1 protein-coding gene is annotated in these 324 nt (G+C 61.7%); it reads left to right on the top strand.

Annotated elements, in window-relative coordinates:
- Nucleotides 1-324: contractile injection system protein, VgrG/Pvc8 family (locus ACXPVS_RS27490; RefSeq protein WP_458512671.1), on the top strand; the 324-nt coding region annotated here is incomplete at both ends.

Below are 324 nucleotides of genomic sequence, written 5' to 3'. Positions count from 1 at the left end.
GAGCTGGTCAGTGAACAGCCGTCCCTGGACCTCGAGACCCTGCTGCACAAACCGGCCTTTTTGCAGCTCTCGCCTGACGGCAGCGGCATTCACGGCCAGATCTATCGCGCCGCCCAGGGCGATTCCGGCAAACGCCTGACCCGCTACGCGGTGACCCTGCGCCCGCAACTGTCCTACCTGGCGCACCGCATCAACCAGCGCATCTTCCAGAACCTCACGGTGCCGAAAATCATCGGCAGCGTCCTCGAAGAGCACGGCATCCAAAGCAACGCCTACGCATTCAACGTCGGGGCGATTTATCCCGAGCGCATTTATTGCGTTCAG

This window comes from Pseudomonas sp. Ma2-10 (genome assembly GCF_054330215.1).
The sequence above is the reverse complement of the archived record's forward strand: the minus strand, read 5'-3'. Positions and strand labels throughout refer to the sequence as shown.